This is a genomic window from Aliiroseovarius sp. YM-037 (genome assembly GCF_048060095.1).
In the GTDB taxonomy this organism is placed as follows: domain Bacteria; phylum Pseudomonadota; class Alphaproteobacteria; order Rhodobacterales; family Rhodobacteraceae; genus JBLUOA01.
This window is the reverse complement of the sequence record NZ_JBLUOA010000001.1, coordinates 1,059,931-1,086,438: the sequence shown is the minus strand read 5'-3', so window position 1 is coordinate 1,086,438 and position 26,508 is coordinate 1,059,931. Positions and strand designations below refer to the sequence as shown.

Annotated in this window: 24 protein-coding genes and 1 riboswitch; of the genes, 1 reads left to right on the top strand and 23 read right to left on the bottom strand. The window is 61.5% G+C overall.

The window, feature by feature from the left end:
• Position 1 precedes the first annotated feature (1 nt).
• The 19 genes from ACEWPJ_RS05285 to ftsW form a co-directional block, all read right to left on the bottom strand.
• Positions 2–661: an adenosylcobinamide amidohydrolase gene (locus ACEWPJ_RS05285; RefSeq protein WP_416511469.1), complete on the bottom strand. Its 660-nt coding sequence runs from the start codon at positions 659–661 to the stop codon at positions 2–4.
• A complete protein-coding gene (locus ACEWPJ_RS05280; RefSeq protein ID WP_416511467.1) occupies positions 658–1,416 on the bottom strand; it encodes an ABC transporter ATP-binding protein in 759 nt (252 codons plus the stop codon). Before ACEWPJ_RS05280 ends, ACEWPJ_RS05285 begins: the two co-directional genes overlap by 4 nt.
• On the bottom strand, positions 1,413–2,396 hold the full coding sequence (locus tag ACEWPJ_RS05275; RefSeq protein WP_416511465.1) for a FecCD family ABC transporter permease: 984 nt from the start codon (positions 2,394–2,396) through the stop codon (positions 1,413–1,415). Before ACEWPJ_RS05275 ends, ACEWPJ_RS05280 begins: the two co-directional genes overlap by 4 nt.
• Positions 2,396–3,232 carry an ABC transporter substrate-binding protein gene (locus tag ACEWPJ_RS05270; RefSeq protein WP_416511464.1) on the bottom strand — a complete coding sequence of 279 codons (837 nt, stop codon included), beginning with the start codon at positions 3,230–3,232 and terminating at the stop codon, positions 2,396–2,398. Before ACEWPJ_RS05270 ends, ACEWPJ_RS05275 begins: the two co-directional genes overlap by 1 nt.
• Positions 3,219–5,015 (bottom strand): TonB-dependent receptor plug domain-containing protein, encoded by a 1,797-nt coding sequence (locus ACEWPJ_RS05265; protein ID WP_416511462.1) that lies wholly within the window; start codon positions 5,013–5,015, stop codon positions 3,219–3,221. Before ACEWPJ_RS05265 ends, ACEWPJ_RS05270 begins: the two co-directional genes overlap by 14 nt.
• A 132-nt stretch (positions 5,016–5,147) precedes the next feature.
• A riboswitch (cobalamin riboswitch) is annotated at positions 5,148–5,353 on the bottom strand.
• A gap of 65 nt (positions 5,354–5,418) precedes the next feature.
• Positions 5,419–7,071 carry a DNA repair protein RecN gene (gene recN, locus ACEWPJ_RS05260; RefSeq protein WP_416511461.1) on the bottom strand — a complete coding sequence of 551 codons (1,653 nt, stop codon included), beginning with the start codon at positions 7,069–7,071 and terminating at the stop codon, positions 5,419–5,421.
• Positions 7,072–7,087: 16 nt separating this feature from the next.
• Positions 7,088–7,927: an outer membrane protein assembly factor BamD gene (locus ACEWPJ_RS05255; RefSeq protein WP_416511459.1), complete on the bottom strand. Its 840-nt coding sequence runs from the start codon at positions 7,925–7,927 to the stop codon at positions 7,088–7,090.
• A 112-nt stretch (positions 7,928–8,039) separates the two neighbouring features.
• Complete coding sequence (lpxC, locus tag ACEWPJ_RS05250) at positions 8,040–8,960, bottom strand: UDP-3-O-acyl-N-acetylglucosamine deacetylase (RefSeq protein ID WP_416513004.1); 921 nt, start codon at positions 8,958–8,960, stop codon at positions 8,040–8,042.
• Between the two features lie 224 nt (positions 8,961–9,184).
• A complete protein-coding gene (ftsZ, locus tag ACEWPJ_RS05245; RefSeq protein ID WP_416511457.1) occupies positions 9,185–10,828 on the bottom strand; it encodes a cell division protein FtsZ in 1,644 nt (547 codons plus the stop codon).
• A gap of 180 nt (positions 10,829–11,008) precedes the next feature.
• A complete protein-coding gene (gene ftsA, locus ACEWPJ_RS05240) occupies positions 11,009–12,343 on the bottom strand; it encodes a cell division protein FtsA (RefSeq protein WP_416511455.1) in 1,335 nt (444 codons plus the stop codon).
• Complete coding sequence (locus tag ACEWPJ_RS05235) at positions 12,343–13,257, bottom strand: cell division protein FtsQ/DivIB (protein WP_416511453.1); 915 nt, start codon at positions 13,255–13,257, stop codon at positions 12,343–12,345. Before ACEWPJ_RS05235 ends, ftsA begins: the two co-directional genes overlap by 1 nt.
• Positions 13,245–14,186, bottom strand: coding sequence for a D-alanine--D-alanine ligase (locus tag ACEWPJ_RS05230; RefSeq protein ID WP_416511452.1), 942 nt, complete (start codon positions 14,184–14,186; stop codon positions 13,245–13,247). Before ACEWPJ_RS05230 ends, ACEWPJ_RS05235 begins: the two co-directional genes overlap by 13 nt.
• Before the next feature lie 52 nt (positions 14,187–14,238).
• Positions 14,239–15,171, bottom strand: coding sequence for a UDP-N-acetylmuramate dehydrogenase (murB, locus tag ACEWPJ_RS05225; RefSeq protein WP_416511451.1), 933 nt, complete (start codon positions 15,169–15,171; stop codon positions 14,239–14,241).
• Positions 15,164–15,466, bottom strand: coding sequence for a hypothetical protein (locus ACEWPJ_RS05220; protein WP_416511449.1), 303 nt, complete (start codon positions 15,464–15,466; stop codon positions 15,164–15,166). The genes murB and ACEWPJ_RS05220 overlap by 8 nt, the downstream gene beginning before the upstream one ends.
• 31 nt (positions 15,467–15,497) lie before the next feature.
• Positions 15,498–15,758, bottom strand: coding sequence for a DUF2484 family protein (locus ACEWPJ_RS05215; protein ID WP_416511448.1), 261 nt, complete (start codon positions 15,756–15,758; stop codon positions 15,498–15,500).
• Positions 15,755–16,009, bottom strand: a complete 255-nt coding sequence (locus ACEWPJ_RS05210; RefSeq protein ID WP_416511446.1) for a DUF2484 family protein — start codon at positions 16,007–16,009, stop codon at positions 15,755–15,757. Before ACEWPJ_RS05210 ends, ACEWPJ_RS05215 begins: the two co-directional genes overlap by 4 nt.
• Positions 16,006–17,403: a UDP-N-acetylmuramate--L-alanine ligase gene (murC, locus tag ACEWPJ_RS05205; protein ID WP_416511444.1), complete on the bottom strand. Its 1,398-nt coding sequence runs from the start codon at positions 17,401–17,403 to the stop codon at positions 16,006–16,008. The genes ACEWPJ_RS05210 and murC overlap by 4 nt, the downstream gene beginning before the upstream one ends.
• Positions 17,400–18,500 carry an undecaprenyldiphospho-muramoylpentapeptide beta-N-acetylglucosaminyltransferase gene (gene murG, locus ACEWPJ_RS05200; protein ID WP_416511442.1) on the bottom strand — a complete coding sequence of 367 codons (1,101 nt, stop codon included), beginning with the start codon at positions 18,498–18,500 and terminating at the stop codon, positions 17,400–17,402. The genes murC and murG overlap by 4 nt, the downstream gene beginning before the upstream one ends.
• Positions 18,500–19,666 carry a putative lipid II flippase FtsW gene (ftsW, locus tag ACEWPJ_RS05195; protein ID WP_416511440.1) on the bottom strand — a complete coding sequence of 389 codons (1,167 nt, stop codon included), beginning with the start codon at positions 19,664–19,666 and terminating at the stop codon, positions 18,500–18,502. Before ftsW ends, murG begins: the two co-directional genes overlap by 1 nt.
• Before the next feature lie 209 nt (positions 19,667–19,875).
• On the opposite strand from ftsW, the gene ACEWPJ_RS05190 reads away from it, so the two are divergent.
• Entirely contained in the window at positions 19,876–21,051 is a 1,176-nt protein-coding gene (locus tag ACEWPJ_RS05190) for an NAD(P)/FAD-dependent oxidoreductase (RefSeq protein ID WP_416511438.1), read from the top strand.
• A 3-nt stretch (positions 21,052–21,054) separates the two neighbouring features.
• Here the strand turns inward: ACEWPJ_RS05190 and murD are convergent, their stop codons facing one another.
• Genes murD through ACEWPJ_RS05170 form a run of 4 tightly spaced genes read right to left on the bottom strand, consistent with a single transcriptional unit; the run spans position 21,055 to position 26,494 of the window.
• Entirely contained in the window at positions 21,055–22,458 is a 1,404-nt protein-coding gene (gene murD / locus ACEWPJ_RS05185; RefSeq protein WP_416511436.1) for a UDP-N-acetylmuramoyl-L-alanine--D-glutamate ligase, read from the bottom strand.
• 13 nt (positions 22,459–22,471) lie between these two features.
• Positions 22,472–23,557, bottom strand: coding sequence for a phospho-N-acetylmuramoyl-pentapeptide-transferase (mraY, locus tag ACEWPJ_RS05180; RefSeq protein WP_416511435.1), 1,086 nt, complete (start codon positions 23,555–23,557; stop codon positions 22,472–22,474).
• 4 nt (positions 23,558–23,561) lie between these two features.
• The gene (locus ACEWPJ_RS05175; RefSeq protein ID WP_416511433.1) at positions 23,562–25,007 is read right to left on the bottom strand and encodes a UDP-N-acetylmuramoyl-tripeptide--D-alanyl-D-alanine ligase; all 1,446 of its coding nucleotides are present in this window, start codon (positions 25,005–25,007) and stop codon (positions 23,562–23,564) included.
• Complete coding sequence (locus ACEWPJ_RS05170; protein WP_416511431.1) at positions 25,004–26,494, bottom strand: UDP-N-acetylmuramoyl-L-alanyl-D-glutamate--2,6-diaminopimelate ligase; 1,491 nt, start codon at positions 26,492–26,494, stop codon at positions 25,004–25,006. Before ACEWPJ_RS05170 ends, ACEWPJ_RS05175 begins: the two co-directional genes overlap by 4 nt.
• Between the last annotated feature and the right edge of the window lie 14 nt (positions 26,495–26,508).

Sequence of the window (26,508 nt, the reverse complement as noted above, 5' to 3'; positions counted from 1 at the left end):
CCTACTCCGCTGAAATCCGTTGCCCGACCGTCGCCGTCCACTCTGCCGCCGCTTGTCCAACCGCTTGTTTCACAGCCTGCCCGACCGCATGACCCACCGCCGTGTGTAGCCCGGCGAAGCGCAGCGACCCCGGCAAGGCGGCGACCGCGATACAGTCCGTCCCCGTGCCGGTGGCAATGCCGGTCGAAACCTCCCACCCCGCGCCTATCACCGCTGCGGTTCGCGCCTCTGCCGCGATGCTCATCGCTTCCAGAAGCGCCGCGTCGGTCAATGCGGCGTCGATGCGGACCGCGATGTTGATCGTTCCCCAGTCTTGCGAGGGCTGTGCGATCCGTGTGCCGACGCTTTCGGCGTTGGATAAACCGAGCGTTGCGACGCACTCTGCCGTAACACCATCAATCAGCGCGGTTGCATGAATGTGCGTGCCGATATCGCGGGACGTAATCATCGCGACCGCATCAAGCCGACCGGCCTGCCGAAGTTCTGCATCAAACCATTCAACCACATCCAGATCGCGGGGCAGATCGGCGTTTCGCACCTCTCTCCAGACGATCTGTTGGGCGGATACGTAGCCGGGGCGGTTCAACGCCCAGCTCAGCACGCGCATCTCGCGGCCCAAATCAACGGTCAGCCAGGGATGAGTGATAGAGACAGCGATCATTCCAGCGTCTCCAGCGGTTGAAATACGATCCCCTGATCGGTGCGCCGGAAAAACGCCGACACACCGAAGACCGCGCTGATATTTTCCGGCTTCAGAACTTCATCCGGCGGGCCATCGGCGACCAACTGCCCCTTGTTCAGCAGCAACAGACGCGTGCAATGGCGGGCCGCGAGGCCTAGATCGTGCAGCGACGCGACGACCGTTCGCCCACCCTCGGCAAGTTCGGCAAACAAGCGCATCGTCGTGATCTGGTTCGCAGGGTCCAACCCGGCAATCGGTTCATCCGCGATCAGCAGCGGAGTCTCCTGCGCCAGCATCCGCGCGATCAGCACGCGGGCTTGTTCGCCCCCCGACAGTCGTGTCGCAACGCGGTGGCGATAGGTGTCCAGCCCCATCTGTGCCAGCGCCGCATCAATCGCGGCCCGGTCGGTATCCCTTATCCGCGCACCACGCGGTAGATGTGGGATGCGGCCAAGCGCGACGAGCGTTTCGACATCGACCGGCCACGCGATTTCGCGGGCTTGCGGCATCCATGCAGCGTGGTGCGCACGGGCGCTCGCAGTCATGTCGGAAAGGCTGCTGTGCCCCTCATGCCGCAGCAGGCCAAGCGCGGCACGCATCAGCGTCGTCTTCCCCGCGCCGTTGGGGCCAATCAGGCCAACAAACTCGCCTTCGGTGATGGTGCAACTCACTTGATCCACGACCGGGCAGGATTTGCGGAGAACCGTCAGGTTATCGAGATGCAGGAGGGTCACGAAATCTCCCTCCGCGTCTTGTAGATCAGGTGCAGGAATAGCGGAGCGCCAAGGATCGCCATGACCACACCCAGTTTCAGGTCGCGGTCCGGCAGGATCAAGCGCACCGCGATGTCCGCCGCCAGCACCATGGCCGCCCCGCCAAGCGCCGAAGCCCAGAGCAGCGTTGATGGCCGCGCGCCGACCAGACGGCGCAGCAGGTGCGGCGCGACCAGTCCGACAAAACCGATGGTTCCGGCAACCGCCGTCGCGGCCCCCACGGCAGAGGCGACCCCAAGGATCAGCACCAAACGCAACCGGGACAGGTTGATCCCGGCGGCCTGCGCGGCGTCTTCACCCAATGTCAGCGCGTCCAGCCCGCGGCCAAGTGTCAGCAACATCGCCCAGCCGACCGCCATGAATGGCAGCGCGATTGCGACGTGGATCATTGACCGGTCGGTGAGCGATCCGAGCATCCAAAAGATGATCTCATTCGCGGCAAAGGGGTTTGGCGACAGGTTCAGGACCAGCGACGTGAACGCGCCCGCCAGCGCACTGATTGCGATCCCGGCAAGGATCAACGTCATCGACGACCCGCGCGGCCCAGCAAGGAATAGGATCAGGAACACGGCGATCAACGCCCCAGCCAAGGCCGATAGCGGCAGGCCAAGTGCGAATTGCGCGGCGAGCCCGGTTTGCAATGCAAGCACCGCGCCAAGGGCCGCTGATGAGGAAACACCAATCAACCCCGGCTCTGCCAGCGGGTTGCGCAAGTATCCCTGCATCGCCGCGCCTGATAGCCCAAGGCTGCCGCCGACCATCACGGCCAGCAACGCGCGGGGAAGCCGGATTTCGCGCATAACAAGGGTTAAGGGGCCGCCATCCCCGGCGAAAAGCGCGGAGAGGCTATCGCCCACACCGACGCTTGCCGGACCGATCACCAGCGACAGGATAAACAGGCACACCGTCGCGGTGATGAGTATGATCGCCAGCCCCCGCATCACTCAGCCGCGTCCAACTGCTCTCGCGCCATGACCATCGCTGCGACCGCGTTCAAGACATGGGGTGTTCCGCACACCCACTCCCGGCTGGTGAGGAGCGTGTCGGCCTCTGTAGTCCCTGCCTCTGCAAGAACCGGGTGGGACATGACGGCATCAGCCTCCGAATACCCTTCATAGGGCCGTCCGGTGATCACGACGTCGGGGGCGGACAGAACAAGCAGTTCAAGCGGAAGGGTGCCACCGCTCGACAGGCCATATTCATCCGCGATGTTCAGAAACCCGGAGGTTGCCAGTATCTGACCGGCAAGTGTCTTGTCACCTGCGGTATAGCTTTGCGAATAATACAGTGCCGCCCGAGGGCCATCCGCATTTGATGTCTGCAAATCCGCGAGCTGCTCGGAAAACCGCTGCGCCGCGTCGTCCGCCGCGTCACGCCGCCCCAAGACGTCGCCCATCTGGTGCAGCAGGTCGGGTATCTCCTCCAACGCATTCGCGGGACTGAAGGTGACGACCGGAATACCCAACCGTTCCAGCATGTTAAGCGTTGGGCCGGCATTATACGTGCCTGCGACAACCAGATCCGGGTTGAGCAGAAACACATCTTCGGCGACGCCGGTATTCGCCCGATACTGCGCCGCCTCAGCCGCCATCGCCGAACTGCGCGGGTCTTGCGCAAGCTTCGTGACCGAAATCAACTGGCCGGGTGCCGCGAGCAGCATGGCCAGTTGATCCGTGCACAGATTCATGGAAACGACGCGCTTCGGCGCGTCCGCAACCGCCGCACCCGCCATCAGGCAGAGGGCGGCGGCGAGGGATATGACGCTAGAAGCGCGCACGAAGCCCCACGTAAAAGGCGCGATCCGATGTGCCGTAACCGGCCGAGGTCTGGTATTCCTCATCCAACAGGTTTTCGATCCGCAGGTAGGCTTCGGCATTATCGGAAATGTCGTAGGTTACGCTGGCGTTGACGAGGCTGTAATCCCCCATCGCCATGCCGCCATCGTCCGCCCGCCCAGCGACGTGATTAAAGCTGACCTGTCCGCTCCAATTGCCGCCAAGCTCGGCTTCAAGCCCCAACACGAGGTCATGTTCCGGCACGCGGACAAGCTGGTTTCCAGCCTGGTCCTCGGCATTCGTGTAGGTGTAGCTGCCGAAGAAATCAGCCCGGTCGCTGATCGGAAGCGCCGCGGCAAGTTCGATGCCCCGCGTCACGCTGGTCCCCGGCACCTGCGCATAAGTGCCGCCCGCAAACCCGATCAAATCGTCAATTTCCGTGTGGAATACCGTCGCCCGCACCGAACCGCCTGCGATCTTCTGCTCAACGCCCAACTCAAAGCTCAGGCTGGTTTCGGGTTGCAGGGTTGGGTCACCGAACGGGCCGAAAAGCTCATAAAGCGACGGCGCGCGGAACCCTGTCGCGGCGGAGGCACGAACGACGGTATCCGGCGTCGCCCGCCACGCCAGCGCAAGCCGCCCCGTGGTGTTTGAGCCATATTCAGAATGTTCATCGTGGCGAAGGGACAGCGAGATATCGACCGCGTCATTCACCGCATACTGCGCCTCACCAAACAACGACGCGATATCATAGCTGCCGGACACGGCATCGACGGAGAATTCTTCCTTGGTGTAGGACGTTCCGAAGGCCAGCTTCACATCATTGAACGTCGTGCTGCCCTGATAGGTGGCCTCTGTCCGGTCCCCCTGGAAGTTCTGGCTGAACCCAACCGGGAAAAACCGATCGGTGCGGGAATGGGACAGGCTGAAACTGTGGTTGACAACATCGCCATCAATCTCCGCGTAAACCCGGCCAGCTTTGCGTGTGACGAACGCCTGACCCGCCGTATCAGCAACCGGGAAGCCGCCATCCTGCTCCGTCTCAGAATCCTGATAAAGCAGCGTAAAGCCCAACTTTAGCGTATCGGTCGCCTGATATGCGCCGGAGAACGTCAGCGCTGTCGACTCGTGGCCGTCCGCCTCGGTGTTGCCTGCGTTTTCGTCTGCCGCGGAAAAGCCGTTGGTGTTGATATGGGACAGGTTGAAGGCAAGCTCCGCCCGCTCCCCTTTGCTGGTCACGCCCAACTCGGCCCGCACGGTGTCGTAGCTGCCCGCTTCAATCCCAGCGGAGTAGTGTATCCCCTCTTCCGTCGCGCGCGTGGTTGTGATGTTGATGACGCCGCCGATTGCCTCTGAACCATACAACGCCGATTGCGACCCGGTCAGCACCTCGATCCGCGAGATGCCGGAAGTTGTGAGGTCGCCCCAGTTAAACGCTGTTTGGGTTGAGGACGGATCGGTCACGTCGATCCCGTCGATATAGACCGGAACATAGCGCCCCGGCAGCCCGCGCAGGCGGAGCGTTGCCCGCGATCCGACCCCGCCATTGCCGCTGGCCGACACGCCGGGCAGCCGGTCGAGGTATTCGATCACACGGGTCTCGCCGCTTTCTTGCAGCTCTTCCTGCGTCACGACGGTCACGGTTGCGCCGGTCCGGCTCCGCTCTGTTTCTTCCAATGACGCGGATACAACGATCTCATCCAGCACGAAGACCTCGTCAGTCTGCGCGTGCAGTGGCGCGACCCCCGACAATAGAATCCCAACGGTGGCGATATTTTTCTTCATAGTCCAATTCCCTTCCGGCGCGTCGCGCGCAACATGGTTTAATGTCTTTGGAAAGGACGGACGTCCCCCGCAGACGGTGCGTGAACGTCACCACTACGGAAGATACCGTTGCCCATGATGCGCCCCGCACCCGGACAGGGTGATCACCTCGGCAGGTCTCCTGACTTACGGATCAAAGCTTGGCTGGGCCTTCCCAGGGTTGGTCCCCAGTGGCGTAGTCCAGCCGCGCTCACCGCTTACAGTTGCGGGGGCAGTCGCGGAATTGGCACAAAATTGCGCCGCACCGTGTTCCCTTTTACCGGACGTTTACCGCCCGGACCGAAGCACCTGCGCTGATAACGCAAGTGATCCGCGACTCGCAAGGAAACATTAATGGGTTTGGCAAACTTTCTTTGGCGGGCGTTCAGCCCGCGAGCAGCGCTTTGGCAGCGGCGCGCGCCTCTTCAGTGACGGTATCACCGGCGAGCATTCGACCAATCTCTTCAACCCGGTCTTTGGGCGCGAGCGATGTGACGGACGATAGTGTTTGCCCACCCGTAACCCGTTTTTCAACGCGCCAGTGGTGTCCACCCAATGCGGCCACCTGCGGAGAGTGTGTGACGACAAGAACCTGCGCGTCTTGGGCAAGCGCCGCCAGACGCCGGCCGACCGCGTCGGCTGTTGCACCACCGACCCCCCGGTCGATCTCATCAAAAATCAGCGTGAGGCCTGCGACGCCAGAGGTTAGGCACACCTTCAGCGCCAACAGAAAACGGCTAAGTTCACCGCCCGATGCGATCTTGTTGAGCGGCCCCGCAGATGCGCCGGGGTTGGTTGCCACGGTGAAGGCAACCGCGTCGTGCCCCTCCGGCCCCGGATCTGCCTGAGTAATCTCTGTCGAAAAAACCGCGCGCTCCATCTTGAGCGGCGCAAGCTCCGCCGACATCGCGGCGTCGAGTTTTTTCGCTGCTTTCGATCTGGCCTTGCTCAGCTTACCTGCGATGCCCTCATATTTCGCCTCGGCATCTTGAACGGCCTGTTCCAGCCCGCCGATCTCAGTCGCGCTATTGTCGAGGGCAGAGAGCTTTTGCCGCAGCCCGTCTGCAAAACTTCCTAATTCATCCGGGGTCACGTCATGCTTGCGAGCAAGGCCACGGATCGCGAATAGCCGCTCCTCCGCCGCTTCAAGGTCGGACGGGTTGAAGTCGAGCGCCGACAGGCAATCCTCCACCCCTTGCTGCGCCTCGCCAAGTTCGTTCATCGCGCGACCCAGCGCGGCAATCGCGCCCTCAAGCTGTCCGTCGGCGTTTTCCGCTGCGTCTTCCAGCCACCGAAGCGCGTCGCCCATGCGTCCCTCAGCACCTTCATTGCCCAGGGCGGCGTAAGCCTTTGCGATATCGTCGCGAATCCGCTCTGCGCCCTGCATCCGGCGGCGGCGTGTGTAGAGCTCGGCCTCCTCCCCCTCTTGCGGGTTCAGGGTATCGAGTTCTGAAACAGCGTGGCGCAGAAACTCCTCCTCTGCCCGCGCCTCGGCCAGCCGCTCTTGCGCCGCGTCCAACGCCTTCCGCGCCGCCGCAACCTCTCGCCAAGCCGTTCGGGTCTGATCGACAAGCGGTGCGGCCCCAGCAAACTCATCCAGCAGCAGCCGATGCCCGCGGGGGTTCAGCAGTCCGCGATCATCATGTTGGCCGTGAAGTTCGACCAGCGTTTCCGACAGTTGCCGCAACACGTCGCCCGAGCACCGCCGATCATTAACCCATGCAGTTTTCCGGCCATCGGCGCTGTTGACCCGGCGCAGGATCAGCTCAGCGCCCTCATCGGGCAGCCCGGCCTCGGCCAGCACGTTATGGGCCGGATGATCGAGTGTCAGGTCAAAGATCGCCGTAACCTCGCCCTGGCTTGCGCCTGCGCGCACCAGTTCCGCCCGGCCACGCCACCCCAGAACAAAACCAAGGGAATCCAGCAGGATAGACTTTCCAGCACCGGTTTCCCCGGTCAGCACATTAAGACCCGGCTGAAACTCAAGCTCCAGCCGGTCAATGATAAGCATGTCCCGGATATCGAGCGCCCTGAGCATGCGAGTCTCCGCTAGGTCAGAGCCATTCGCCCCGGACGGTTTGTCGATAAATCGCCGCCAGCCAGCCGGTGCCACGCACCCGCGGCTCCAGACCGCGGCCGGTCAACAGCGCATAGCTGTCTTCGTAAAACTCCGACGATTGGAAGTTATGCCCCAAAATCGCGGCTGCGGTCTGCGCCTCTTGCTCCAGCCCAAGCGACAGGTAGGATTCGACCAGCCTGTGCAGCGCCTCGGCGGTATGGGTCGTCGTCTGGAACTGCTCAACCACCACGCGGAATCGATTGATCGCCGCGGTGTAGTGGCCGCGTTTCAGGTAATAACGCCCAATCTCCATCTCTTTCGCGGCGAGGTGGTCGAAGGCGAGGTCGAATTTCAGGATCGACGACCGCGCGTATTCGCTATCGGGATACCGCTCAATCACCGTCCGCAACGATTGGAGCGCTTGGAACGTCAGACCCTGATCGCGCCCGATTTCATCAATCTGATCGTAATAGCTGAGCGCGAGAAGGTATTGCGCGTAAGCTGCATCCTCATCCGCCGGATAGAAGTCGATGTAACGCTGCGCGGCGGCGCGGCTGTTTTCGTAGTCGCGATCCTTGTGGTAGGCGAAGGCCTGCATTATTAGCGCGCGTTTCGCGTATTCCGAATAGGGATACAGACGCTCAACCTCACCGAACAGGCGCGCGGCTTCCTCGCCCTTGCGGCGGTTCTCAAGCTCAAACTCAGCGCGTTGGTAGATTTCTTCGGCGGAGAATTCCTCTAGCGGACGTTCCTGCCGCCCGCCACCGCAGGCCGCCACTATCGCTAGTGCCGAAATCAATCCGACAATTCTGGACCGAGACCTGCCGCGTGCCATTACCCGCCTACCCCATATTATTCCGCAAAGAGCCTTGCGACTTCTTCCCTGTGCCTTGTCCTAGCACAGAAAAATCCGGTGCAAAACGTCTTTGCACCGGATTTTGACAGGGTCAAGCCAGAACAGGAATATCGACGTTGCGAACGCCGACGCCCGGCAAGCGGGCTGCGGTCGCTGTATCGCATACGACCATCCGATATGCGTCTGGACGGGCGAAAAGCGCCCGAAGCAATTTGTTGGTCAGCGCGTGCCCTGCGCGGTGGCCCGAATAACGGGCAAGCAAAGGCGCACCGGCCAGCGCCAGATCGCCAAGCGCGTCGAGCATTTTATGGCGCACGGCCTCATCATCGTGGCGCAAACCACCCGGCGAAAGCACATCGGCCCCGTCAAACACGACCGCGTTTTCCAGCGTGCCGCCAAGGGCGAGGCCATTGTCGCGCATCGCTGTTACGTCATCCTGACGGCAGAACGTGCGACTGTCGCACAGTTCGCGGACAAAGCTGCCATTCGCCATATTCAGGGTTTTGTCCTGACGGCCAATCGCGGCATCGTCGAATTCAATGTGGAAATCGATGTAAAGCGTGTCGGACGGATCGAGCCGCGCCACCGCATCGCCTTCGCGCACCTCGATCGGTTCAAGAACCTCAATCGCGCGGACGGGCGCATTCAGTCGGCGCAAGCCAACAGCGATGATCCCTTCGACGAACGGCTGAGAGCTGCCATCGAGGATCGGAACCTCAGGCCCATCAATTTCGATCAATGCGTTATGAACACCACAACCGGCCAGCGCTGCCATGATGTGTTCGACGGTCGAAACCATCACACCCGCAGAATTCACGAGCTTGGTGCAAAGACGCGCACCCGGAACGGCGGAGTCCCAGCGGGCGGCGATCATCGCATTGCTTTCGATGTCCGTGCGGCGGAACCAGATACCGTATTCCGCAGACGCCGGATGAACCGTCATCCTGACGGGCGCACCGGAGTGGAGACCCACACCGGAAAAGCGAACTGGCGATTTCAATGTTGTCTGCAAAACATGCCTCAACTGCAGCGCCGGACTATTTCCGTTATCCGGCATGGTTGAGGTAGAGGTTGGGGCATGTGAACTCAACTCAATCTTTATAACGGCCTGAAACATCCGATTCAGGCATGCGCGAAACTTCGCCGATACAGAGAGTCAAGCGTTACAGCTGTCTGCTTTCAAACGAAAAAGGGCGGCATGCGCCGCCCCTTCACCCAGTCAAATATGTTAGCGAATTAATTCGCCTGACGACGCAGGAAGGCCGGAATTTCGATACGTTCCTGTTCTGGATCGGCCTCGACTTCCTCTTCGTGTGCGTGCATCGGGGGTTGTTGACGCGCTGTCTGCTGCTGTGCGGGACGGTCATGCCCCTCTGCCGCGTGACCTGTCATCCGGTTGATAAGGGAGTTAATCCCAAACCGCGGGCGCTGATCGTCTTCAACTTGCTGTTGCCGTGTTGCTGCCGGAGCAGAGGCCGCTGGGGCGCTTTGCTGCTGCGGGCGACCGCCAGCGGGTGCCTTCTGAACAGCGGCCTGCAAACGCGCCAGTGCTTCGGGCGACGGCGTGCCGGGGGCCGGCGCTTTCGGTGCGACGAACTCTGCCGCTTCGGGCTGGGCTTCAATCTCATCCCGGCGCGGTTGGAACTCCGCAACGCGCGGCTGATACGCCGGTGCCGGAAGATCGTTTTCTTCCGCGACTTCCGGTTCCCGTGCCGGTTCGCGCACGGGTGCGGGTTCTTCCATGTCGTTGAACAGGGTCGGTTCCGGCTCACGCTGCTCTTGCGCGGCGGCGACCGGGGTCGGCTCCGGCTCTGCCGCGACAGGTTCGGGCGTGTGCGCCTTGACCTCTTCCGGGCTTTGCAGCGGCTCGCTCATCGACCGACGTGGGCGTGCCGGAACGTCGGCAGACGACATGCTCGCGTCGATGCCCGTTGCCACGACCGAGACGCGCATCGCCCCTTCCATTTCGGTGTCGAGTGTCGAACCCACGATGATATTGGCGTCTGCGTCGACTTCTTCGCGAATGCGGTTCGCCGCTTCGTCGAGTTCGAACAGCGTCAGATCGTAGCTGCCGGTGATGTTGATAAGAACGCCCTTCGCGCCTTTCAGGCTGATCTCGTCCAGCAGCGGGTTGGCAATCGCCTTCTCTGCCGCCTGAACAGCGCGATCTTCGCCCTCGGACTCGCCGGTACCCATCATCGCCTTGCCCATCTCGTCCATCACGGCGCGAACATCCGCAAAGTCGAGGTTGATAAGACCCGGACGAACCATCAGGTCGGTCACGCCCTTAACACCTTGATAAAGCACGTCATCCGCCATGCTGAACGCTTCGGTGAAGGTGGTCTTTTCATTCGCCAGGCGGAACAGGTTCTGGTTCGGAATGATGATCAGCGTATCGACAACCTTCTGGAGCGATTCGACGCCCTCCTCGGCCTGACGCATCCGCTTGGCACCTTCAAACTGAAAGGGCTTGGTCACGACGCCAACGGTCAGCACACCAAGTTCACGCGCGGCTTGCGCGATGATCGGCGCAGCGCCCGTTCCGGTGCCGCCGCCCATGCCCGCGGTGATGAAGCACATATGCGCACCGGCCAGATGATCGACAATCGATTCGATGGTTTCTTCGGCGGCTGCTGCACCGACCGATGGCCGCGCCCCGGCACCCAGACCCTCGGTGACTTTGACGCCCATCTGGATCTTGGCAGAAGACCGGCTGGACTGAAGCGCTTGTGCATCGGTGTTTGCAACAACGAATTCAACGCCCTCAAGCTGCTTTTCAATCATGTTGTTAACAGCGTTACCGCCCGCGCCGCCAACACCGAACACGGTGATACGGGGCTTCAGTTCGTCCTGTTCGGGCATCTTGAGGTTCAATGTCATAGATCTGTCCGCCTGTCTGTTTGCACTATCGGCCTCTGGGGGCCGTTTTTCCCTAATCCAGTCCAATCCTACCGTGACAAAGCCGCAACGTCACCTAAAAAACGCATATTTACCACAAAATATGGTAAGGTCTCGCCATGCCTTCGGCGGTATTTCGCCAGATCGGCAAGATGTAGCGGTTTACCAGTTGTCCTTGAACCATTTTACCGCCCGACGCAGCGATCTGGCGGGGTAGCGTTCGGCTGGCATTTCGAAATCCCACCACTCGTCCTGCGGGTGTGCCGCGAAAAGGCACAGCCCGACAGCCGACGCAAACGCCGCACCGGTCGCGGCCTGCGGCAAACCCTGAACCCGAAGCGGCCGACCCAGCCGCACTTGTTGCCCCAGCATCCGCGAGGCCATGCCATCAAGACCCGGAATCTGACTGCCGCCGCCGGTCAGGACGATCTGCTGGCTTGGCAAGTGGTCGAACCCGGCGGCGTCCAACCGGACGCGCACTTCTTCTAGTATCTCTTCAACACGCGGGCGCATGATGCCGATCAGCTCTGCCCGGCTGACGGTGCGGCGGTCGTGTTCCCAATCGCCGGTTTCGCCGCCGATCTCGATCATCTCGCGATCATCCATCCCGGTCGCGACAACGCCACCGTAGAACGTCTTGATCCGCTCCGCCGTGGCAAGCGACACCTGCAAACCTTTTGAGATGTCGGATGTCACATGATCCCCGCCCAAGCGAACAGAGTCCGAATAGATCATGTGTTTCTTAATGAAGACCGAGATCCCGGTGGCTCCGCCGCCAAGGTCGACACAGGCCGCGCCAAGCTCCTGCTCATCCTCCACCAGCGAGGAGATGCCCGACACATAAGCCGAACTCGCCAGCCCCGCCAATTCGAGATCGCAACGCTTGATACAATATAGAATGTTCTGAATGGCGCCCGCGTCGACGGTCATCAGGTGCATATCCGTCGCCAGCCGGTTGCCAATCTGCCCGCGCGGATCGTTGAGGCCAGAGCGGTGATCGATCGCGAAATTCACGGGTTGGGCGTGCAGCACCTCGCGGCCCTCTCCGAAATTCGGCACGTCGCAGGATGACAGAACCCGCGCGACGTCTTGTTCGCTGACGGTGCTGTCGTGCAGTTCGATTTCCCCCGCAAGCCCGTAGGACCGGGGCCGCGCACCCGAAAAACAAGCGATAACGTGATCGACCCGCAGGTTGGCCATCTTCTGCGCCGCCTGAACGGCGGTTCTGATCGCACGTTCGGTTTCCTGCATCGCGTCGACTTCGCCGAACTTGACCCCGCGCGACCGCGTCGTTGCTGCACCGATCACGCGAAAGCTCGACTGACCGGCCATCGACCCGATGCCCTCACTCTCAGAAAACGCATCCGGCCCATCGAACCGCAGAACGAGGCAGGCGATCTTGGACGTGCCGACATCCAGAACCGCGATCACGCCCCGCTGCATCGCGGCCTTGCGCATGTTCCGCATCGCACGCTGCGTTTGGTAGAGGTCAGTCATCATTGGCCGGGGTCTCCTTCTGCCAGTCCTTTAATTCGGCGCAGTTCTGTGACTGCCTGCTCTGCCAGCCGAATGGTTGGACGGTTCTCATTTCTCATGTCGATCGCGACCAGATCGCGACCAAGCAAATCCTGCGCCTGATCGAGCGCGATCACGCGTTCAAGCGCCGCGACCGCACCGTGTTCAGGCAGTAGAATGCGCTGTTTCCGGTCAAGCACGACGTCCCAGCGCCGCTCGCCCGTGCGGACAAGTCCGCGCATCCGGTCAAGGATCGGCCCCGCGACGTCAAAAATCGCGAGCGCTTCGGGAACCGCGTTTTCCGCGCCCTCCCCTGTCAGCAGCGGCAGATCCGGTCGTTCGGCCCGTGCGATCAGGGCGCTGACGCGGTGCCCTTCCGCATCCAAAAGCTCAACCCCCTGCGGGCCGCGCCAGACGACGGCGGGCACACGTTCCGTCACGTCGATCTGAAGCACACCGCCTGCACGAATACGCAGATCCGCATCGGCGACCGCGTCCAGCGACAGGACGGAGTTGCGCATCTCCTCAAGATCAAGGTCAAAGGAACTGACCGGAAAATCGACCGGCAGGACTTCGCGGATATCCTCACCGATTTCAGAACTCGCCCCGTCGACCGCCATCAGCTTGACCATGAACTCAGGCCGTTCTTCGATCGAGCGCCGGATTTCGGTGATCGTCAGCCCGATGCGATCGCGGACATCTTGATCGGACAAAACCATCGTTCCGACGCCGGCAGCGGCAGCCATCGGCAGGCCGATCCGCAAGAAGCCACGGAACAACGGTGTCAGCAGCAAACGCTGAATACGGTAGGAAATGCGGCTGGGTGCCGGGTCGCGGCGCGGTGGCGTTGGCCGGGTCAGCGGCGGTTCAGCGCGGAAGGTGTTCACCTGTCGCATGACGCATCCTCCACCAACCAAGCGCAAAGCGCGCCAAAACCCATACCCGAATGCTGGGCCTGTTCCGGCGTGAGCGATGTCGGGGTCATCCCCGGCTGCGTATTGGTTTCAAGCAGGATCAACCCATCAAGCCCGCGTGCTTCGTCCCACCGGAAATCCGTGCGGCTGACGCCCCTACACCCAAGCGCGACATGGGCACGCTCTGCATACTCCATGCAGGCGTCAAAAATCTCAGTCGGGATATCCGCGGGCACAACATGGCGCGATCCGCCGACCTCATACTTGGCGGCGTAGTCATACCAACCGTCCGTCAGGATATCCGTCACGGTCAACGCACGATCCCCAACAACCGTGGTCGTCAGTTCCCGACCAGGTGCATAGGTTTCAACCATCACGACATCGGGCATGTCATCCGACAATTGCGGCGGGCCGTTCGCGGCCTCGTGTACGATATAGATGCCGACAGACGATCCTTCGTTGTTCGGTTTGACCACATAAGGCGGGTCCATCACATGCTTTGCGCGAACGTCATCGGCGGCAGCAAGAACACTTTCGACGATCGGCAATCCAACAGCGCGATAAGCCGTCTTCGTCCGCTCCTTATCAAGCGCAAGCGCCGAGGCCAGCACGCCGGAATGAGTGTAGGGAACGCGCAACCATTCAAGCATCCCTTGAACGCACCCATCCTCACCCCACCGGCCATGCAGGGCGTTGAACGCAACATCGGGATTGATTTCAGACAGGCGTTGGGCGAGGTCTGGACCTGCGTCCACCTCAACCACATCATAACCTTCACCCCTTAGTGCGGCGGCGCATTCGCGCCCGGATGACAAAGAAACCTCACGCTCAGCCGAGGGTCCGCCCATCAACACTGCCACTTTCGGGGTTGTCCTGCTCGACATACCCGCCTCATCTACCGCGCGACCCATTTTTTGGGTCTTTATTGCCTCGAAAAGCTGCTGTTACAGCCCTTGATATTATTTATTTTTTTGCCGCGTGTTGCCCCACGCGCCTGATTTCCCACTCTAACGATATTCCACTGTTCTTGAAAACCTTTTTTCGCACCTCTTCGCCCAATTCTTCCAGCTCTGCGGCGGTTGCGTCACCGGTATTGGTCAGAAAGTTCGGGTGCATCTCATTCATTTGCGCGCCGCCAAGGCGGGCGCCGCGCATTCCAGCGTCGTCAATCACCTTCCACGCCTTCAATTCGTGGGAGTCATCGTCGCGCCCGGTTGAGCTGAAACCGGCCGGGTTGCGGAAGGTCGATCCCGCTGTCCGGTCCTTCGTCGGCTGGGTCGCGTCACGCTTGGCAAGCTGTTCCTCCATCCGCGCGGTCAGCGCGTCGGGGTCGCCCAACGGCGCTTCAAACGTCGCTTCGATAATCACCCAACCGTCAGGCAGATCGCTATCGCGATAACGAAAGTTAAGGTCATCGGCGGAGAGCGTCACACGCTCCCCGCCCCGCGTAATCGCCTGCGCCGACACGAACACATCCGCAACGTAGGTGCCGTAGCAGCCCGCGTTCATCCGAACCGCCCCGCCAATCGCGCCGGGGATCGTGCGCAGAAAGGTCAGATCAACCCCCGCCGCCGCCGCCTTGCGCGCGACATGCGCATCCAGCGCGGCGACGCCAGCCGTAACGCGCGCGCCGTCGATTTCGATGTGGTTGAACCCACGCCCCATGCGGATCACCACCGCGCGAATACCACCGTCGCGTACGATAAGGTTGGACCCGACGCCCATCGGAAAAACCGGAACATCGGGCGACAACTCTCTGAGAAAACTGGCAAGATCGTCGACATCCGCCGGTTGAAACAGCACATCTGCCGGTCCGCCGACGCGAAGCCATGTCAGATCGGAAAGCGAACGGTTCGGCGTTAGCGCACCGCGGGTTTTCGGAAGATCATCAATCATCTTGCGCCTGGATCGTCTTCTCACCGTGGCGGGATAGCCCCAGCCACCCGCCAATGATTGCGAATATCACAGTCGGCATTGACACAAAGAACAGGATCAGCAGCCGACGATGCGCCCCGTGCGGCCCGGCGGACTGATCGGCGAGCATGTAGGCTCCGATACCGACAACCACCGCAAACGCCCAGAACAGAAAGACCTGTCGGCCGTAGCGACGCCCCACGAAATACGCGACAGCACCAAAAAGGAGGGGCAGCACAAGCGGAACGAAAAACTGCACGGACTCGGCGGCGTTCATCGGCCTCCCCTCGTTCTGCTGCGCGTGACGGTCATTCCTGCGATGAAACGAACCACTGACGACGCATCCAACGGCCAAGGTAGATCAGCGGCCAGCGCAGCATAGAGGCGCCTGCGGCCAAAACAAGCAGACCGACCCAAGGCCCATTCTGCAAGGTCACGTAGCCCAGCAGCGGAACCCCGACAGCGATCAGAGCGTAGGCGCGAGTCCAGTGGTTATCGCGGCTTGGCAGCATTGCCAGAACATTTGCCAGAACGACCCAGACAAGGGCGAGGATCAGGGACAGGGTCATCTTGGTATCTCCGGACGGTCGCCGCGCACGCGACGATAGAGGTAAATCAACGGGTTACGGAACATTGACACGAAGGCGAACAAGCCAAAAAGCCCGGCCCAGACGCCGTGCTGAAGGCCAATGAACAGGATCACGAACGGCGCCAGCAACAACAGCAGCAGTCCCGGCGCGTATTGATGGCGCATCGGCAGAAGGGCGACGCCCGTCGCCAGAACCACCCAAATCGCGCCAAGGATCAATGAAAGGGTCATGCCTGCAGCCTCTTCGGCAAGTCATGTGCCCAGGTCGAAATCGTGCCGGCCCCAAGGCAGACAACCATATCGCCTTCTTTCGCCTCGTTCCGGACCAGCGCAGCAAGCGCGTCTTCGTCGTTGACTGCAATCGCGTGGCGGTGTCCGTGGCGGACCAGCCCGGCGACGAGATCATCGCGGCTCGCGCCTTCAATCGGGTCTTCGCCAGCGCCGTAGACTTCGGCAATGCCAACGATGTCGGCGTCGTTGAAACAACCGCAGAACTCTTCAAATAGCGAACTAAGTCGGGTGTAGCGGTGGGGCTGATGAACGGCGATCACGCGCCCCTCGCTCGCCTGACGCGCGGCGCGTAGGACGGCGGCAATCTCAACCGGGTGATGGCCGTAGTCGTCGATGATGGTGATGCCATCGACCACGTCGACCTTCGTGAAGCGCCGATTCACCCCTTCGAAATTCGCGAGCGCATCGCGGATTTCGTCGATCTTCATGCCGAGGTGCCGGGCAACGGCAACTGCCGACAACGCGTTCGATACGTTGTGATCGCCGGGCATCGGCAGGGTGCAACCGTCGATCCGCTTACCCTCTCCGTTCAGTTCAATGTCGAAATGCGCAACCCCGGCCTTGTAGGTCAGATTGACCGCGCGAACGTCAGCTTGGGCGTTGAAACCGAACGTCACAACCCGACGATCCGTCAGGCGACCGACAAGCGATTGCACCTCGGGGTGGTCGGTGCAGCAGACAGCCAACCCGTAGAACGGGATGTTTGAGACGAAATCGTGAAAGCCCTGCCGCAGCGCGTCAAAATCACCCCAATGCTCCATATGCTCCGGGTCGATATTCGTCACGATCGCAATTGTCGCCGGAAGGCGGTTGAAGGTGCCGTCGCTTTCGTCGGCCTCAACCACCATCCATTCACCCTGCCCCATTCGGGCGTTTGAGCCGTAGGCGTGGATGACGCCGCCGTTGATGACCGTCGGATCGATCCCGCCCTTGACCAGCAATTCTGCAACCAGCGTCGTCGTCGTCGTCTTCCCGTGCGTGCCAGCCACTGCGATGTTCGATTTCAGCCGCATCAGTTCCGCCAGCATCTCGGCCCGCCGCACGACCGGAAGGCCGCGCCGCCGCGCCTCGTCAAGCTCAGCATTGCCCGGCTTGATAGCGGAGGAGATGACGACGACCTCAGCATTCTCTAGGTTCTCGCCGTTCTGCCCGACGAAGATCGTTGCGCCGAGGTCTTTCAAACGCTCGGTGATCTTTGACTCTTTCAGGTCCGATCCCTGCACCGTGTAGCCGTGGTTCAGCAGCACCTCAGCGATGCCGGACATGCCAATGCCCCCGATCCCGACAAAGTGGATCGGCCCCATTTCGGTGGGGAGCTTGGTCGCTGCGTTCATGCCGTCTGCCCTTTGGCTAATTCTTCTACGAGCGCGACAAGGTTTTCCGTCGCATCTGTTCTGCCACAGCCAAGCGCCGCGAGCGCCATTTGCAAGGCACCGTCCGGCTGACTCAGCACGGCGCCTATTTGCTCCGCCAGCGCGGCGGGTGCAAGGGTCGATTCCGGCATCAAGATCGCGCCGCCCGCCTGAACCAATCCGCGGGCGTTTGCGCGCTGGTGATCGGCGGTCGCGGCGGCGTATGGAATAAGGATAGCGGGCCGCCCAATCGCTGCGATATCGGCGACTGAGGAGGCTCCGGCGCGGCTGATGACCAACTGCGCCTCACTCATCCGGCTGGGGATGTCGGTGAAGAAGGTCTGGACGTCAGCATCAATGCCGTTTTTTGCGTAAAACTCCGCAACGCGCATCTGATCTTCGTCCCGCGCCTGATGCGACACGCGCAGATTTTGCAGCACCTCATCGGGCAGCATGGCAATCGCCTCGGGCACCACATCCGACAGGATTCGCGCGCCCTGACTCCCGCCCATGACGAGGATCGACATCGGGTAATCCCCCGGCACGATATAAGGCGCACCCGCCCGCGCATGAATTGCGCCGCGCACCGGGTTGCCAGTATGCACACCCTCGACCCCATCGGGAAGCGAAGTTGGCCACATGCCACAGGCAACGCGGTCGACCCGTTTGGCAAAGACCTGATTGACCCGGCCAAGCACGCCATTCTGTTCGTGGATCATTCGCGGCTTTCGCAGCAGCCAAGCCGCCCCAAGCGCAGGGATCGACGGATAGCCACCGAAGCCCACGACGACTGCAGGCTTGTCCCGCAACATCTTCATCGCCGCCGAGATCGCCCCGCCCAAAATCCGAAACGGAACCATCGCTTTGGCCAGCACCCCGCCCCGCGCGAACGTGGCGGAGGAGATCACGTCGACATCGACAACATGTGGAAAGCCCCCTGCATATCGCGCACCGCGAGCGTCCGTTGACAGTTTGACCCGCCATCCCTTGCGCAACATCGCCTCAGCAAGCGCTTGGGCGGGAAACATATGCCCGCCCGTTCCGCCCGCCGCAATGACCAAGAGAGGCCCGTCCGTCATCAGCGCCCCCTTGACCGGAAGTGGTCAGCGATTTCGCCTTGCGGCCGGCTTCGCGTGAAGGCCAGAAGCATACCGACGGCGATCCCGCCCGCAATCAACGACGACCCGCCATAGCTGACGAACGGCAACGTCATGCCCTTCGCGGGCAACAGCCGAACCGCCACGCCCATATTGATGAACGCCTGCACACCAAAGATGCAGGCGATGCCGGTTCCGGCCAGCCGGATGAACGGGTCGCGTTCCCGCATCAGCCGCAGAAGCGACCGCACGGTGACGACCGCGTAAAGCAAGATGATGAACAGGACGAGGATCAGCCCGTATTCCTCAGCCGCGACGGCGATGATGAAATCGGTATGCGCGTCCGGCAGCCACCATTTGACCTGCCCCTCGCCCACGCCGACACCAAAAAACCCACCCTCGCGGATCGCGTTCGTTGCGTATCCCATCTGGGTCGTCGGATCGACATCTGGCGACAGGAACCCGTCGATCCGCCGCGCGAAATGTTCAGAGCTGTGATAGGCCATCGTTCCGCCCAGCACGACGATGCCCGCGATAATCAGCAGCAGGATGAACGGCGCCCCGGCGACGAAATACATGACGCCCCAACCGAACAGCATCAGGCACGCCTGCCCGAAATCCGGCTGCAACGCCAGAAAGCCGACTATCACGACGGTCAGAACAAGTGACATGGTTTTGCCCGGCGGGCCGTTGATTTCCTGGCTGGCGGCCATCAGCCACGCCATCATTATGACAAAACCGGGCTTCAAGAACTCTGACGGTTGCAGCGACGCAAACCCCAGCGAATACCAGCGCGTCGCGCCCTTGCCAAAATCCGTACCGAAGACCGGCAGCAGCACCAGCGCCACGAACGCTATCACGAACCCCAGCACGCCAAGGCGGCGCACAAGGTTCGGTGACATCATCGACGTCAGGAACATAACGACCAGCGCCATCGATCCGAAAACCGCTTGTCTTTCAACGTAGTGGAAAGGTTGGAAGCCGTTTTTCGCCGCAAGCGGTGGCGACGCGGCGAGCCCCAGCAAAATACCGACCCCGAACAGGATCAGGATGGACGAAAGCGTCCACTTATCAATCGTGCGCCACCAACGTGGCAGGATGGGTTCACCACCCTGTACGGGAACCGCGCCATAGACCATTTCCGTCATGGGATACCGCCTGAAACTGCCTCTGCCTTCGCCCGTTTTCCGGGTCTGGTTGGAAGTGTAGCGCAGAAGTCGCGCCAAGGCCAGTGAAAGCAGGCCCCAACCGGCAGTTTTTGACGTAGCGGAAGAAGCCTGAGAACTGGGTGAATCCCGCCCCTCTTGTGTCTTTCCCCGGTTCGTGTTCAGCAGACCGCCAAAGGAGTTTGCGGGTTTTGGAATTCGACACGGTCATTGTTGGCGCCGGGGCGGCTGGCCTGATGTGCGGCGCTCATGCGGGCGGGCGTGTGTTGATCGTTGACCACGCCAAGGCACCGGGCGAGAAAATCCGCATTTCCGGCGGCGGGCGCTGCAACTTCACCAATCTTTACTGTCAGCCCGGCAACTTCCTGTCACAGAACCCGCATTTCGCAAAATCCGCACTGTCCCGCTACACCCAATGGGATTTCATCGACCTCGTGAACCGGCACGGGATTCCGTGGCATGAAAAGACACTGGGGCAGTTGTTTTGCGACACCTCGGCCAAGGACATCATCGCGATGCTGCTGAAGGAGACTGGCGAAGCGAAGCTTTGGCTGGAGACAAGCGTTGAGGGCGTGGAGCAGACTCCGACGGGTTTTGTCATAACGCTGGCTCCGCAAGGGCGCGTGACCTGTCGCAACCTCGTGATCGCGTGCGGCGGAAAGTCGATCCCGAAGATGGGGGCGTCCAGCCTCGGCTACCAAATCGCGAGCCAGTTCGGGCTGTCTGTCACGGAAACGCGCCCGGCCCTCGTCCCGGTTACGTTCGGCGACAACGTGATGGCAGACCTCAAACCGCTCGCCGGGATCGCAGTTGACTGCACCGCACAATGCGGCACCGGCGCGTTTGAAGAGGCTGCGTTGTTCACACATCGCGGCCTGTCCGGCCCCGCGATTCTGCAAGCGTCATCCTACTGGCGCGAGACTGAGCCAGTGACGCTGTCGCTGTTGCCTACCGTGGACTTATTCGCAGCCCTCCGGGATCAGCGACAGGCACGCGGCAGGATCAGTATTGCGAACGCGCTTTCCGATCACCTGCCGAAACGGCTGGCGGCGTATCTGTGCGACAAGACCGGCGCCTCTGGCAACCTCGCGGATATGAGTGACGCGGCGCTGCGAGACTTCACCGACGGATTGAAGAACTGGCGGCTTTATCCGTCTGGCACCGAAGGCTACCGTACTGCCGAAGTCACCTTGGGCGGTGTCAACACCGACGGCCTGTCATCCAAGACGATGGAATCCAAAGCTCATCCCGGCCTTTATTTCATTGGCGAAGTCGTGGATGTGACCGGCTGGCTGGGCGGCTACAACTTCCAATGGGCGTGGTCGTCGGGCTGGGCCGCGGGCAAGGCGATTTCTGAGGCGGGCTAACCGCTATTTCTTCAGAACGCGGGCGACTTCGGCCATGAAATCCTCTCCACGCTTCTCAAAATTCGGGTATTGATCGAAACTTGCCGCAGCGGGGGCGAGCAATACCGTTTCGCCTTCCTGCGCGTCCTCAGCCGCGCGGGCAACGGCAACAGCCATCGTTTCGCAAACCTCATGCGGAGTCTCGCCCAGTTCCAGCGCAAAGTCGCGGGCGGAGTGACCGATCAGATAGGCTTTCTCCACCACCGAAAGATGCGGAAGCAACCCGCCCAAGCCGCCGTCCTTGCCAAGCCCCCCGGCAATCCAGCGGATGCGATCGAACGCTTGCAGCGCCTTCGCGGCGCTGTCCACATTGGTCGCCTTGCTGTCGTTAACGTAGGTCACACCATCCGCCTCGGCGACGATCTGGCTGCGGTGGGGTAGTCCCTCAAAACTCTCAAGACCCTGCGCAATCACCTTCGGCGCGAGGCCCAACGTGCGCAGCGCAGCATAGGCGCAGCACGCATTCTGGTGGTTGTGACTGCCCGGCAGCCCCCGGATCGCACGCAGATCGACGGAGCCGACCTGCCGACCTTTGCGATATTCGGACAGGAACCCCTTGCGGGCGAATACGGCCCATCCAGGCCCCGTCAGCTTGCGATCAACTGAAACACGGATCACGCGGTCATCCGACGCGCCCTCGGACATTTGCCCGGCAAGGAACTGACCCTCCGCCTCATCCACACCGATCACGGCGCGATCCGGGCCACCTTCGGCGAACAAGCGGCGCTTCGCGGCGAAGTATCCGCCCATGCCGCCGTGCCGATCAAGGTGATCGGGCGACAGGTTGGTAAAAACGGCGATGTCAGGCGTCAGGGCGCGGGCAAGGTCAGTCTGATAGCTCGACAGTTCCAGCACCACGACCTCTCCGTCGTGGGCGGGATCAATGTCGAGCACTCCGCGTCCGATATTCCCGGCAAGCTGCGCCGGGCGACCGACGCTTTGCAAAATGTGGTGGATCAGGGCCGCCGTGGTTGATTTGCCGTTCGACCCCGTCACCGCGATCACCCTTGGGGCTGTGTCGAAATTGTTCCACTCCTGCGTCGCGAAGGATCGGAAGAACAGCCCTATGTCGTTGTCGACAGGCACCCCGGCCTCCCAGGCGGCGGCGATGACCTTGTTGGGTTGTGGGTATAGGTGCGGAATGCCGGGCGACACGATCAGGGCGGCAACATCATCCCACGCGCCGGATTTCGTCAGGTCGTGGCAGGTGAACCCCTGCCCTTCCGCGTTCTCGCGGGCCTCTGGGCTGTCGTCCCACAGCAAGGGTTCGGCCCCGCCCGCCTCAAGCGCAGATGCGGTCGCAAGCCCGGATCGACCGAGGCCGAGAACCGCGACGCGACGCCCTTCATATCCACGCACAGGGATCATGACCGCGCGCCCCTCACCGGAGTTTCAGTGTGGCAAGCCCGACCAGCGCGAGGATCAGGGCGATAATCCAGAACCGGATCACGATCTGCGGCTCGGCCCAACCTTTTTTTTCGAAATGGTGGTGGATCGGCGCCATCAGAAACACACGCTTTCCCGTGCGTTTAAAGTAGAGCACTTGGATAATGACCGACAGCGCCTCAACCACGAACAGCCCACCGATGATTGCCAGAACCAGCTCGTGCTTGGTTGCCACCGCAATCGCCCCAAGCGCCCCACCAAGGGCGAGCGATCCGGTGTCCCCCATGAACACAGCCGCAGGCGGCGCGTTATACCAAAGGAAGCCCAGCCCGCCGCCGATCAACCCAGCGGTAAAGATCAAAATTTCCCCCGTTCCGGGCACGTAATGCACGTCAAGGTATTCGGTAAAGTCGACCCGGCCAACGGCGTAGGCGATAACGCCAAGCGTCCCGGCCGCGATCATCACAGGCATGATAGCAAGGCCGTCCAAACCATCCGTCAGGTTCACAGCATTGGCGGACCCGACGATGACGACCATCGCAAAGGGCACGAACAGGAACCCAAGATTAATAAGCGTATCCTTGAACACCGGCAGCGCCAGTTGATTGGTCAGCTCGGGCGGATGAAACTGCGTGGCCATAACGCTTGCCGCCGCCGCGATGGCAAAACCAATCGCCAGCCGTGTTTTGCCGGAAATCCCCTTCGCGCTGCTTTGCGTGACCTTTTGGTAGTCATCGACAAAGCCGATAAGCCCGAAACCCGCCGTGACAAACAGCGTGATCCAGACGTACGGGTTATCGAGCCGTGCCCAAAGCAGCGTCGAAACCAGCAATGCCCCAAGGATCAGCACACCACCCATTGTTGGCGTTCCCGCCTTTGTCACCAGATGGCTTTCCGGCCCGTCTTCGCGGATCGGCTGACCATTGGCCTGACGCTTGCGCAGCAGGTTGATCAGCGGCAGCCCGAAAATGAACCCGAAAATCAGCGCGGTAAAGAACGCCGCGCCCGCCCGAAATGTGATGTAGCGAAAGAGGTTGAAGAAGTCCCCTCCGTCCGAAAATTCTGTCAACCAATAGAGCATTCGCTCAGGACCCCTCGTTATCGTTGGGCACCGGATGGCCCAGTTTTCGGATTGCGTCAACCACAAGCGATACGTACGACCCCTTTGATCCCTTGACCAAAACGACATCTCCGGCGTCAACAATGTGATGCGCACGGGCCGCGAGCTTGTCCGCCGCGTCGTGCCATTCACCACGTTTATGTTCAGGCAAAGCATCCCAAAGCGCCCGCATCCTGGGGCCAGCGCAGTGGACGATATCGATCTGCTCCATGAAGGGCGATCTGGCGATCACCTCATGCTCTGCAGCCTCGTCGGCGCCAAGTTCAAGCATGTCGCCCAAGACCGCGATCCGCCGCCCCTTTCGCACCCGTCCGATGCCATCAATCGGCTTGCTTGACGCCAAAACCTCAAGCGCGGCGGCCATGGATGTGGGGTTTGCGTTAAACGCGTCGTCGATCAATTCAATCGTCATTTCCGATTCAACCGCATCAAGCGCCAGGGTTGTGCGACTGCCCCGCCCGGCGGGCGGTGTCCACTGCATCATGTCCCGCGCGGCGAGTGCGACGTCCGCCCCAAGCGCATCCACAACCGCCAGCACACCAAGCGCGTTGGTTGCAAAGTGCCGCCCTGCCGAATTGACCCGAAACAGAACCGTATCGTCCGGTAGCTGGGCCTTGACGCTGGTGGTGTTACCGCTGATCAGGACGTCTTCAAGGCGATAGGTGTTCGTCGCCGCCTCGCCAAACATCCGCGACGCGACGCCGACTTCCTTGGCTTTCGCGGTCAGGATATGGCGCGTCGGGATGTCACCGTTCAGAACGGCGATGCCGCCCGGTTCCAGCCCATCCATGATGGCGGCCTTTTCGTGGGCGATCCCCTCAATATTCTCGAAAGCTTCCAGATGCGCCGCCGCGACCGTCGTGACCATTGCGACATGCGGTCTGGCGAGTTTCGCCAGCGGAGCAATCTCCCCCGGATGGTTCATTCCGATTTCGATAATCGCGAAATCCGCGTTAATCGGCATCCGCGCCAGCGTGATCGGCACGCCCCAGTGATTGTTGAAGCTCGCCACAGCCGCATGGACCTGACCCTGCCGCGCCAAAACCGCGCGCAGCATGTCTTTGGTCGATGTTTTGCCAACGGATCCGGTTACGGCCGCGACCTTGCCGGTGAACCGCGCGCGACCTGCCCGGCCAAGCGCCTGGAGCGCGTCGAGAACATCGTCGACGATCAAAAGCGGGGCATCCGCCGGCACATCGTCCGGCACGCGAGACACCATTGCGGCCCCGGCACCCTTCGCGAGCGCATCTGCAACAAAATCGTGACCGTCCCGCTGATCGGTTAGGGCAACGAACAAGTCATCCGGCTCAATCGTTCTGGTGTCGATGGAAATGCCGGAAACGTCCCAATCCGAAGTCGCCTTGCCACCTGTTGCTTTCGCCGCGTCCTGCGCCGTCCAAAGCACGCTCACGCAAGCCGTCCTTCAAGTGCTGCGACGGCGACGCTCGCCTGTTCCGCATCGTCAAACGGCAGAACATTGTCGCCAACGGTCTGGCCCGTTTCATGCCCCTTGCCCGCGATCAACAGCGCGTCACCGGGGCCGAGCGCATCGACGCCGCGCAAAATCGCCTCGGCCCGATCACCGACATTCGTGGCCTCGGGGCATCCTTCCATCACCATTTCACGGATGCTCGCCGGATCTTCGCTGCGGGGGTTGTCATCCGTGACGATAACCAGATCGGCGTGTTCCGCCGCGGCGTTGCCCATCAAGGGCCGTTTGCCACGGTCGCGATCCCCTCCCGCGCCGAGAACGACGATGATCCGGCCCATCACATGCGGGCGCAATGCCTGCAACGCGGTCGCAACAGCGTCGGGCGTATGGGCGTAGTCGACAAAAATGGGCGCGCCATTGTTGCGTGTCGCCGCGAGTTGCATCCGCCCGCGAACCGTCGTCAGTTCATGCAAGGTGTCGAATACATCCTGCGGATCGACCCCGGTTCCGATGACCAACCCTGCAGCGACCAGCACGTTTTCCGCCTGAAACCCGCCGATCAGATCAAGACGAACATGCCGGGGTTCGCCTTGCCACGCAAAGCGAAGCTCTTGCCCCGTCGGGTCAAACCGCTGTTGAAGGATTTGCAGATCGGCGCTTTCCGGGTGCCCGACGGTCAGCACCCGCTGCCCGCGCCGTTTGGCGATATCAACCATGTCCGCGCCGTGGGCATCGTCGATGTTGATAACGGCAGTGCCCTCATCGCTCAGAACCCGATCAAAAAGCCCGGCCTTGGCGTCGAAATATTCATCAAAGGTCTCGTGATAGTCGAGGTGATCTTGCGAAAAGTTCGTGAACCCCGCGGCCATCAGGCGCACTCCGTCCAGCCGACTTTGGGCGAGGCCATGGCTCGACGCTTCCATTGCGGCGTGGGTCACGCCCGCCCCGGCCATTTCGGCAAGCAGACGATGAAGCGTCACAGGCTCCGGCGTTGTGTGCGAAAGCGGCGCGGTGAACGCCCCTTCGACACCGGTGGTGCCGAGGTTCGCCGCGCTGATCCCCATCGCGTCCCAAATCTGCCGGGTGAAAGTCGCAACAGAGGTTTTGCCGTTCGTCCCGGTTGCGGCGACCATCACCTCGGGCTGTGCGCCGAACCACAGGGCGGCAGCATAGGCGAGCGTCTGACGCGGGTCTTCTGCGATAATCAGCGGAACGCCGGCCTCGGCGATTTCAGCTTTCGCGATCTGCGCACCTTCAGCGTCGGTCAGGACCGCCCCTGCCCCCATCCGAAGCGCGTATGAAATAAACTCTCCCCCGTGCATATTGGTGCCGGGCAAGGCGGCGAACAGATGCCCGTCTTTCACGGTGCGGCTGTCAACCGACAGGCCCGTGACCTCAGCATTCTGCTGGCCAAGCGCAGTCAGCCCCAATTGCGACAGCGATTTTACTTTGTCTTCCACTGGCATCGACCACCCTCAAC

Bases quoted from the DNA above. Each gene is read 5' to 3' on its own strand.
- ACEWPJ_RS05285 (WP_416511469.1), bottom strand. From the start codon at position 661: ATGATCGCTGTCTCTATCACTCATCCCTGGCTGACCGTTGATTTGGGC.
- ACEWPJ_RS05275 (WP_416511465.1), bottom strand. From the start codon at position 2,396: ATGCGGGGGCTGGCGATCATACTCATCACCGCGACGGTGTGCCTGTTT.
- ACEWPJ_RS05265 (WP_416511462.1), bottom strand. From the start codon at position 5,015: ATGAAGAAAAATATCGCCACCGTTGGGATTCTATTGTCGGGGGTCGCG.
- recN (WP_416511461.1), bottom strand. From the start codon at position 7,071: ATGCTCAGGGCGCTCGATATCCGGGACATGCTTATCATTGACCGGCTG.
- ACEWPJ_RS05255 (WP_416511459.1), bottom strand. From the start codon at position 7,927: ATGGCACGCGGCAGGTCTCGGTCCAGAATTGTCGGATTGATTTCGGCA.
- ftsZ (WP_416511457.1), bottom strand. From the start codon at position 10,828: ATGACATTGAACCTCAAGATGCCCGAACAGGACGAACTGAAGCCCCGT.
- ftsA (WP_416511455.1), bottom strand. From the start codon at position 12,343: ATGACTGACCTCTACCAAACGCAGCGTGCGATGCGGAACATGCGCAAG.
- ACEWPJ_RS05235 (WP_416511453.1), bottom strand. From the start codon at position 13,257: ATGCGACAGGTGAACACCTTCCGCGCTGAACCGCCGCTGACCCGGCCA.
- ACEWPJ_RS05230 (WP_416511452.1), bottom strand. From the start codon at position 14,186: ATGGGTCGCGCGGTAGATGAGGCGGGTATGTCGAGCAGGACAACCCCG.
- murB (WP_416511451.1), bottom strand. From the start codon at position 15,171: ATGATTGATGATCTTCCGAAAACCCGCGGTGCGCTAACGCCGAACCGT.
- ACEWPJ_RS05220 (WP_416511449.1), bottom strand. From the start codon at position 15,466: ATGAACGCCGCCGAGTCCGTGCAGTTTTTCGTTCCGCTTGTGCTGCCC.
- ACEWPJ_RS05215 (WP_416511448.1), bottom strand. From the start codon at position 15,758: ATGACCCTGTCCCTGATCCTCGCCCTTGTCTGGGTCGTTCTGGCAAAT.
- ACEWPJ_RS05210 (WP_416511446.1), bottom strand. From the start codon at position 16,009: ATGACCCTTTCATTGATCCTTGGCGCGATTTGGGTGGTTCTGGCGACG.
- murC (WP_416511444.1), bottom strand. From the start codon at position 17,403: ATGAACGCAGCGACCAAGCTCCCCACCGAAATGGGGCCGATCCACTTT.
- murG (WP_416511442.1), bottom strand. From the start codon at position 18,500: ATGACGGACGGGCCTCTCTTGGTCATTGCGGCGGGCGGAACGGGCGGG.
- ftsW (WP_416511440.1), bottom strand. From the start codon at position 19,666: ATGACGGAAATGGTCTATGGCGCGGTTCCCGTACAGGGTGGTGAACCC.
- murD (WP_416511436.1), bottom strand. From the start codon at position 22,458: ATGATCCCTGTGCGTGGATATGAAGGGCGTCGCGTCGCGGTTCTCGGC.
- mraY (WP_416511435.1), bottom strand. From the start codon at position 23,557: ATGCTCTATTGGTTGACAGAATTTTCGGACGGAGGGGACTTCTTCAAC.
- ACEWPJ_RS05170 (WP_416511431.1), bottom strand. From the start codon at position 26,494: ATGCCAGTGGAAGACAAAGTAAAATCGCTGTCGCAATTGGGGCTGACT.